Source organism: Cytophagia bacterium CHB2 (genome assembly GCA_030263535.1).
GTDB lineage: Bacteria > Zhuqueibacterota > Zhuqueibacteria > Zhuqueibacterales > Zhuqueibacteraceae > Coneutiohabitans.
This window is the reverse complement of the sequence record SZPB01000270.1, coordinates 1-8,979: the sequence shown is the minus strand read 5'-3', so window position 1 is coordinate 8,979 and position 8,979 is coordinate 1. Positions and strand designations below refer to the sequence as shown.

The 8,979-nt window shown below is 54.2% G+C and carries 9 protein-coding genes; 3 read left to right on the top strand and 6 right to left on the bottom strand.

Annotated elements, in window-relative coordinates; translation table 11 throughout:
- The 6 genes from FBQ85_21505 to FBQ85_21480 all read right to left on the bottom strand — a co-directional run.
- A partial coding sequence (locus tag FBQ85_21505) for a DNA polymerase III subunit delta' (protein ID MDL1877715.1) occupies nucleotides 1-155 on the bottom strand: 155 nt, incomplete at its 3' end.
- A gap of 100 nt (nucleotides 156-255) precedes the next feature.
- Complete coding sequence (locus tag FBQ85_21500; GenBank protein ID MDL1877714.1) at nucleotides 256-1,506, bottom strand: hypothetical protein; 1,251 nt, start codon at nucleotides 1,504-1,506, stop codon at nucleotides 256-258.
- A gap of 227 nt (nucleotides 1,507-1,733) precedes the next feature.
- Complete coding sequence (locus FBQ85_21495) at nucleotides 1,734-2,777, bottom strand: DUF4384 domain-containing protein (GenBank protein ID MDL1877713.1); 1,044 nt, start codon at nucleotides 2,775-2,777, stop codon at nucleotides 1,734-1,736.
- 417 nt (nucleotides 2,778-3,194) lie between these two features.
- Entirely contained in the window at nucleotides 3,195-3,509 is a 315-nt protein-coding gene (locus FBQ85_21490) for a YbjQ family protein (GenBank protein MDL1877712.1), read from the bottom strand.
- Nucleotides 3,506-3,976 (bottom strand): zf-HC2 domain-containing protein, encoded by a 471-nt coding sequence (locus FBQ85_21485; GenBank protein MDL1877711.1) that lies wholly within the window; start codon nucleotides 3,974-3,976, stop codon nucleotides 3,506-3,508. The genes FBQ85_21490 and FBQ85_21485 overlap by 4 nt, the downstream gene beginning before the upstream one ends.
- Complete coding sequence (locus tag FBQ85_21480; protein MDL1877710.1) at nucleotides 3,973-4,527, bottom strand: sigma-70 family RNA polymerase sigma factor; 555 nt, start codon at nucleotides 4,525-4,527, stop codon at nucleotides 3,973-3,975. The genes FBQ85_21485 and FBQ85_21480 overlap by 4 nt, the downstream gene beginning before the upstream one ends.
- A 654-nt stretch (nucleotides 4,528-5,181) precedes the next feature.
- On the opposite strand from FBQ85_21480, the gene FBQ85_21475 reads away from it, so the two are divergent.
- The 3 genes from FBQ85_21475 to FBQ85_21465 form a co-directional block, all read left to right on the top strand.
- A complete protein-coding gene (locus FBQ85_21475; GenBank protein ID MDL1877709.1) occupies nucleotides 5,182-6,741 on the top strand; it encodes a capsule assembly Wzi family protein in 1,560 nt (519 codons plus the stop codon).
- Nucleotides 6,742-7,044: 303 nt separating this feature from the next.
- Nucleotides 7,045-8,610 (top strand): M20/M25/M40 family metallo-hydrolase, encoded by a 1,566-nt coding sequence (locus FBQ85_21470; protein MDL1877708.1) that lies wholly within the window; start codon nucleotides 7,045-7,047, stop codon nucleotides 8,608-8,610.
- 136 nt (nucleotides 8,611-8,746) lie between these two features.
- A partial coding sequence (locus FBQ85_21465) for a hypothetical protein (protein ID MDL1877707.1) occupies nucleotides 8,747-8,979 on the top strand: 233 nt, incomplete at its 3' end.

The window sequence follows — 8,979 nt, the reverse complement described above, 5'->3', positions numbered from 1 at the left end:
CGGCGTTCACACAGGAAGGCTTGCGCCAAATACAGCGCTATTGCTTCCTTGCCCGAACCGTCCGGGCCGTGCAGCAAATACGCATGCGCAACGCGATCGTGGCGAAACGCGCGCTGCAAAACTTCCGCCGCACGCGAGGTTTTAATGAGAGGTATATTCGAGAGCTGCAAAGGGATTCAATGCAATCTTAAAAACGATTCGCGAGAGCAAAACGCTTTCAATACGTCGCCCTCAGGTTTTTTATTTGATCGAATTTCATTGTAGCCATTCTTCCGGATTCAAATCCTGCGAACGCGCTTCTTTGGTGCGCTGCCAAATCTGAAAGTGCACGCTGGCCTGCTGGCCCGCTGTGGGTTCGGCGACTCTGCCGATAACCTGTCCGGCAGCAACCGTTTCATTCATCCCAACGAGAATTTCCGAGAGGCGCGTGTACACGGTATAATACCCGTCGGCATGATTGATGATCATGAGATTGCCGTAACCGCGCTGCCATGTGATGGTGATCACCTTGCCGCCGGCAACGGAACGCACGCTTGCGCCCGGCTCGGCCGCAATATCAACGCCTAAATTCGTGGTGATCGTTTTCAGCACCGGGTGGCGAAAGCTGCCATAGTGCCCCACAATCTGGCCGTTCACTGGTTTGGGCAAACGGCCTTTGCGGCTGGCAAACGGACCGTCATACGTATTGGCCATCGGCGGCGTCAGATCGACCGGCGAGCGGCCAAGCGGCTGCTCCTTTACTTGTTGCTGCTGTTCCAGCGCTTGCTGCTGCTGTTGTTGCTGCAACATCGCTTCTGCCGCGGCAATCAGTTTTGCGATGCGTTCAGCCGCCGCCTGCTGCTCGGCAAGCTGCATTTGATGATAGGCCTTGTCTTTTTGCAGCTTCTTCAGCAAAGCTTCACGCTGCTGGCGCCGCTGTTTGAGTGCGCCCTCTTCCTTCAGTTTTTCTGCCAGCATTTTTTCATGCGCCGCCAACTCTGAAGCAAGTTGATCATTTTGCGCTTGAATGCGTTCTTGTTTGACTTTCATGCCCGCCAGCACGCGGCGATCATTCGCCAGCAAGCGGCGTTGATATTCCGCCCACAGCACCACTTGATTGAGCGAGCGCGCCGACAGCAGCATTTCCAGATCTTTCATGCGGCCATATTTGTAAAAGAACACCGCGCGTTGCGCGCCGAGGCTTTGCAGGCGCTGCAATTCGCCCTGCGTTTGGCGCAAACCAGTCGCCGTTTCCTGGGCTTCCGCGCGTTTTGCCGCTTCTTGACGGCGCAGTTTTCCCGCCAAACGGCTCAATAAATCGATTTGCTCATCGAGCGCGCGCAGGCGCTCCAATTCGGATGATTCGCTTTTTTCAAAACTGCCGATCTTTTGTTGCAATTGTGAAATATTGCGGCGCAATTCCTCGAGCTGTTGCTGGCTTTCTTGCGCGAACCCGGCGCACCATGGCACGGCCATCACGATAAAAATCCGCCCGGCGCGCAGGCATTTGTCAGGCTTGAAAAACATGGGCTAAAATAAACGATTCATGCTATAAAATCAACTGCCAAAATTCTAGGCTGGTCGCCATGGCCAGCCTCTCTTTGCTTGGGGAGAAAAGATAAAATCGGGTAGGATTAACGTGGTTGGAAATCAAAAAACTTTTGTGAAGTCAAGTCCGGGAAACGGCAGGTTTATGATGGCGTTTCGAATGAGCCTTTGCAGACTTGACTTCACGGCAGAAAATTTTATGGAGATCAATCCTCCGAGCGGGCGCTGCGGGTGCGTCGCGATGACGATGTACGCTTTTCTTCGTCGCGGTACTCCATCTGCTTTGATGCTTCTTTGGTCTCACGGTTCGACACCCGCTCACCGACCCGGTTCGACGATCGCTCATCGCCGCGGTTTGAATTACGCTCTCTTGCGCGATTCGACCGAGACTTATCAACCCGGTTCGATGCCCGCTCCTCAACGTGATTCGAGGCAGGCTTATCAGCCAAACGCTCACGACGTGAACGCTGTGTCGGGGCCTTAGTCACCGGATCTTGTTCTCTCGCCGGTGGACGCGCGGGAAAAGTGACCGGCCTCACCTCGGCTTGAGATTTTTCATAGCCTCGTCTCTTCGGTTCTGCAGGCTCATCTTGTTTGCGGGAGTACGGCGGTTCGTAGCCGCGTTTGCCATGATCGCGTTTCTTATAATCCGGACGGGGTTTATGATAGCCGTGATCCCGATGCCCACCGCGATAAACAAAGCGCGGGCGAACGTAAACCGGCGTCCTCACAAATGCCGGCCGGCAGCGCGGGCCCAGGTGGATGCGGATATCCGCTTCCACCCGCGCGAAAATGCGCGGAAAATCAACATGCGCATAAATAATTTTGTTCCTTCCGAAAACCAGGCCCGCCTCGACAAAACTTCTTTCCAGCCACGGCGAGACTACAATCGGCTCCGGCGTAAAGATCACACCGATCTGCACCTCACCTTCTTCTTCATCATACAAATAAATGTCATCTGCGAGATCATGGAGGCGATAGATGCGATTGGGACGAAGCTCGCGCTGATCATGATGCGGACGGGGATAGAGAATCTCTAAATTGCCGTAGGGTGTGATCTGATAAACAGTGACGTAACCGCGCTCATGCAGCCGCAAAAAAACTTCCACAACGGCCTCGTCGTAGAAATCATCATAACGTTGCGCCGTCCACACTTCAACGCGCGTGTCATGTACGTGACCCGCCTGCGCAGTTTGCCAGCCGAGCAACACGGTCAACGTGAGCATAAGAGTCGAATAGAGTCTTCTCATGGCAATACACCTGCAAATTCCGTTCGAGATCAACTAAGATCATTTCAGCGAAAGAGGCTAAGCCTGCGTCCTGCTTCAGAAAATATTCATCCCTGGGATCAATACCTCTTCACTTTTTGCAATGGATATGCCAGAAGCGTGAACCTTTTCAATTTCAAAGCTCCGTACGCCGCCGTTCGGTCAAAGCCTCAATTTGCCATGAGCTTATCTCATCTCTTTCGAGCCTTGCAGAAACTTCTGATTCTATGTTTTTCTACCAAATGAACGCCAGTGTAATGCACGCAAAACACATGAGTCGTGGTATCTTCACGCAGGTGTGTCAAAACACTTTGCATAAAAACTGGACGTCAGCCCTGAACTCAAACGCCTGGACGAGTTTTCGACTTACGGCGTCAATATCTGATTGCTTCAGGATTGTTACTCCACAACCACGGCAGTGCCAAAGGATAAAATCTCCGCAGCATTCGCCATGATGTAACTTGTCGAAAAGCGCGTATCAACGACGGCATTGGCACCGAGGTCTTCTGCGGCAGCAACCATCCGGTCAACCGACTGTTCGCGGGATTCGGCGAGCAGTTTGGTGTATTCTTCAATCTCGCCGCCAACGATATTTTTAAACAGAGCAAGAATATCTTTGCCGAGGTGCCGGGCGCGCACGGCATTGCCCTTCACCATGCCCAATGTTTTGACAATGCGTTTGCCGGCAATGGTGCTGGAAGTGACGACGATCATCGCTGAATCTCCTTGTATTTGTCGGTTTTTCGAGTCATCAGTTTTTCACGAAGCACGGACACCAAAAGAATCACCAAGCCGCCCAGCAACGCCAGGATGCCGACTTTCATAAACCACTCGAGCTGCGCATCGGCTAAGAGGGATTCAATCGCTTTGTATGCTCCGTAGAACAATACGATCATTGCGCCAATCGAGGTGAGAATCCAACCGAAGCCGCGCTCGATGCGGTTGTAAACGTTGAGCCAGTAACGATCCCATACCTCCTCCGACGGTTGCGTGAACTTCAATTGCATGGTTGCCTCCTTGAGTTTTTGGTATTCTTCCCATTCCCGCTGGCAGTCCGGAGAATCTGCCAAATATTTCTTGAATTCGCGCTCGTCTTCCGGCGACAATTCGCCGTCAATGGCGGCCATGAGCAACAGGTGGAAACGATTTTTTTCCTCGTTGGAAAGCGGTTGCGGCTTCATACGAGTTTTTCCAATTTGTTCTTCAGTTGCTTGCGGGCGTTGAAAAGCCGGGACATCACTGTGCCCGGCGGAATACCCAGCCGTTCGGCGATTTCTTTGTAGGAGCAGCCCTCCAGATCTTTCAGAATGATCATTTCCCGGTGATCCGCACGCAGAGAGCCGAGGGCTTTCCACAGGCGCTCGCTCAAATCGTTGCGCTCGGCCAGCGCCGCGGGATCGGCGTCGCCGTCCACCGTTTCAGATTCTTCCGTCTCCGAAAGATTGATGAACTTGGCGTGATCGCGCAGATGGTTCAAACAAATGTTTCGCAAAATGCGATAGTACCACGTGAAAAACTGCTGGCGCAAATCGAACCGCGCCAGCGCTTGATACGCGCGCATGAAAGCCTCTTGCGAAAGATCGAGGGCATCGTCGCGATTGCCAACCAGCGCGAGCGCCGTGAAATAGGCCCGCTTCATGTATTTCTTGACGACAACTCCATAGGCCTGCCTGTCGCCCTGCTGGCAGCGCAGAAGCGCCTCAAGATCTTCCGTCGCATCATGTTCTGACATGCTTGCTCCCGCGTTCGTCAATGATACACACAAGATGGAGATTTATTCAGCAATATCCAAATTGGGACAAGCCAGGCTTGGAAGCAAAACGCTGAGACAAGATTTAGACGCAAGGCGAGCAAGCCTGACCTCGCGCAATTTCATTGACCCGTTGAGTGCGAGCCGCCCACCACCATATGGCATCCGCTTGTATTTGACCGTAGAAACGTCGTTCTTGACAGACGAGGTCTGGCTTGCGTTTGCAGAAAAAGTTTGTATTTTGACCCCGGAGTTTTTCAGATGAAAAAGCGCATGCGTCGCGTCACACAACACTCGTGTTATCGTCTTTCCAAATGGCAGCGTAAGCTGCGGCGCACAAAAGTTTTTTGTTTCTCGCTGATGATGATCAGCAAGCTGCAAAGCATGTGAGAGTGACAACTATTGTGCAATAGTATTTTTGCTCAGCCGGGGTTGAACCTCGGTGTTGTGATCGCGCAAATGCTGAGTTAATCCTCGGCTTCACTGCGGTAAATGCCGCGGCCACGCCAATTTCTGTTTGCATACAAGAGTAATGATCATTGCGTAGCCGTCAACTTTTACGCTGCACCAGAACTTGATGCCTCACTTCCCTTCGAATCGTGACAAACAGTGAAGAACACCAACTGCCTCGTGTATATGCCAATCCTACGAAACGCAGCGCCGGCATTGCTAAGCCTGTTCCTGATGGTCACGGCTTCATCCCTTCACGCGCAATCCGCTGCCGTGCCGTTGCATCATTCCGTATATCTTTTTTTGGAAAAACTCGTTGTCTATCTGCCGCAGCGCGCATTGGATCTGCACGTGATTCCGGTGGATCGCGAGCAAGCGCGCGTGATTTTGCAGGAAGCGCGCGACGCCAATCTGCCACTCTCCAGAGCTGATGAAGCATTACTAAAGCAATATCTCGCGGAGTTCACCGACCCGGCTTATGGCGAGCCAAAGTTTTCCAAAGCCGAACGCACTTTCTGGCGCTATGAAGAACGCGGGGCGCAGCTTTTTGTGGATTTGTACGGCATCCAACGCTTCGAATTTCAGCGGGGCGACAGCAGCAGCGATGATTTGGAAATCTCCCGCACCCGCGCCGGCGCACGATTGCGAGCGCATTTGCCGCCGCGCCTGTTACTGGCAGTCGATGTCAGCAATATCATGGAGCGCGGCGCGCCGGATTCAGCGGAAGTGTTCGTGCCCGGAAGCGGCGGGACGGTGGTGCTTTCCGGTGAATCCGTTTTCAAAGAAACCGCGATTGCCTATGCCCGCGTCCATTTGCCGTGGTTCGAGCTGGAAGCCGGACGCAATCAATTTTCGTGGAACCTCAGCCCGCTCACGCAACTGGTGTTGCATCGCGAGAATCAGCCCTTCGACCTCGTGCGCCTCGACTCCCGCTGGAAGAAATTCCGTTTCGTCTTTGTGCATGCCAATCTGCGTGCAGAACCGCAAAAATTTCTCGCGGCGCATCGTCTCGAAGTCATGCCGTTCTCGAATTTTCTCTTCGGTGTGGGCGAGGCGGTGGTTTACGGCGATCGCGGCGCGGAATTCCAGTATCTCAATCCGCTGATGCTGTATCATGCCGCCGAGCATTTGCTGGGCGACAAAGACAACAACGTGCTCACACTTGATTTCACCTATTTCCCGCGGCACGGCCTCAAGCTTTATAGTGAGATTTTCATCGACGATTTGAGCCTCGAATTCCCGCTCGGCACGTATTGGGGCAACAAGCTGGCGTATCTCGCCGGCGCGTTTTGGGCGCAACCGTTCGGCTGGCGTGAGGCAGATCTGCGTGTCGAATATGGCCGCATCGATCCGTTCGTTTACACGCATGATTTTTCAGAAAATGTTTATGAGCAGGACGGCGAGGGCCTGGGCAGCCGTTTCGGGCCAAACGCGGATCGCCTCGCGCTCGATCTCGGCTGGCAGCCGCATCGCGATCTTCGCCTGAGCGGCCAGTTCCGTTTTCAACGCAAGGGCCGCGGCGCTTTGTTCACGCCTCACAAACCGGAAGACGGCAACGCCAAGGGCTTTCTCAAAGGCACGCTGATCAAAACTCTCGATTTGAATTTCACTCTCGAAAATCAAATTTGGCGGGATGTTTATCTGGGATTGGAATTCGAATGGGAACGCCGGCAAAATGCGGGATTCGTTGCCGGCGCGACGGCGCATCGCCGGCAGGCAGTGTTTTCGCTGCGGGCGGATTGGTAGAGTAGAGGCTGAAATATAGCGACCTTCATTCGATTACAGATGTTGTCATGGCGGGAATCTCGTGATGTTTTTTCTTACATTCGATGCGACATTTTCTCGTGAAGGTTTTGTTCATTTCTCTGCGTGTTCAGCGAGAGATAAGATGCTATTGAATTTATAAAAAAGAACACGAAGCGCCTCAAAATGCCGGATAAACAAAATTATCAGTCACCAAAAAAAAGCCTCGCCCGAAACGACTTCATTTTGTATTTTCATCCCACTCAAATCATGAAGCATTTCACCCCAACCTTGCAGGAGTGAGAGATGAGAAGAAGTCACACCGCATTGTGGTGCATGCTGTTGCTGTTTCCCGTGCTGCTGCCGGCGCAGGAGCATGTCGATCTGCGCATGGTCAGCCGCATCAAAAACGAGGGTTTCAACAACTCGAAGGTGATGGAGATTGCAAGTTACCTCACCGACGTGCACGGCCCGCGCCTCACCGGAGCGCCGAGCATGAAAGCCTCGGGAGAATGGGCGGCCAAGAAGCTCGGCGAATGGGGGCTGGCCAACGCGAAGCTGGAAAGCTGGGGCGCGTTCGGCCGCGGCTGGACCATGGAAAAGTTTTCATTCGAGATGGTCGAGCCTTACTATGCTCCGCTCATCGCCTATCCCGAGGCCTGGACCGGCAGCACCAACGGCGCTGTTACCGCTGCCGTGGTTTATGCCAAAGTCGAATCCACGGCTGATTTGGAAAAATACAAGGGCAAGCTGCGCGGCGCGATCGTGCTGACGCGCCCGCCGGTGGAAGCGCAATTCAAAAATGAACCGGACGGCGACCGTTATGATGAAAAAGAGCTGGCCGACCTGGCGCAAATGGAAATGCCGGGCGGCCGCTCGGATTGGGCCGCGCGCCGCGAAGAGTTCCGCCGGATGCGCGAGTTGCGTGACAAAGCTTCTAAATTTTTCCAGGATGAAGGCGCGCTGGCGGTGATTCAACCGAGCCGCAAGGGCGACTTCGGCACGGTTTTCGTGCAGGGCGGCGGCTCGCGCAATATCGGCGCGCCCGAGGGTTTGCCTTCCGTGGTTATGGCGATCGAGCATTACAACCGCATGGTGCGCCTGCTCGAAAAAGGCGTGGCCGTGAAACTGGCCGTCAATATTCAAAACAAATTTTTTGAGAGCGACTCGCTGGCGTACAACACTGTGGCGGAAATTCCCGGCGCCGATAAGAAGCTGAAAGATGAAATCGTCATGCTCGGCGGCCATCTTGATTCGTGGCATGCGGGCACGGGCGCGACCGACAATGCCGCGGGCTGCGCGGTGATGATGGAGGCAGTGCGCATTCTGCAAGCGTTGAACGTGCAGCCGCGGCGCACGATTCGCATCGCGCTGTGGACCGGCGAGGAACAGGGCCTGCTGGGCTCGCGCGCTTATGTGAAAAAGCATTTCGGCGATCCCGAGACCATGCGGCTCACGCCGGCGCACGAAAAACTTTCGGCGTATTTCAATCTCGATAACGGCACCGGCAAGATTCGCGGCGTGTATTTGCAGGGCAATGAAATGGTGCGCCCGATTTTTGCGGCCTGGCTCAAGCCCTTCGAAGATTTGGGCGCGACGACGTTGACGATTCGCAACACCAGTGGCACGGATCATCTCGCCTTCGATGCCGTGGGCTTGCCCGGCTTCCAATTCATACAAGATCCGGTCTCCTACAGCCCGCGCACCCATCATTCCAATATGGATGTGTACGATCATCTTGAAGATGCGGATTTGATGCAGGCTTCAGTGATCGTGGCCTCGTTCGTCTATCATGCCGCGATGCGTGATGAGAGGCTGCCGCGTAAAGATCCGCCGCAACCGCCGCGATCGGCGCAGACAACGATGCGGTAGTGAAGAGTCCTTCCAAGTTTGTTGGGTGACCAAGGCGGCCAGCGGATGCAGACTTTAAATCCGGTGGCCGCTTTTCCTGTGAATGTTTTATGCTTCCGGCTCATGCCGTTCGAGGCATGGAGTCAAGCAAGAGATCATGAAACAACGAACGCTGTTTTCCCTTCTTCCCTCCGGCCTTGAAGCCACACTGCACGAGGATAATCCCTGGTGGCGAGGCGAGCGCATTTTTGGCTTGCCGGAAGCCAGGCGCTGGGCGTTCACTCCGGTTCTCGACGGCGTTAAAAGTGGTGCAACGCCGATTACCGTTTTGCGCGGCCCGCGCCCGGTCGGCGAAGCCGTGGCGCTCCGATCGGCCGCTGAAGACGATGA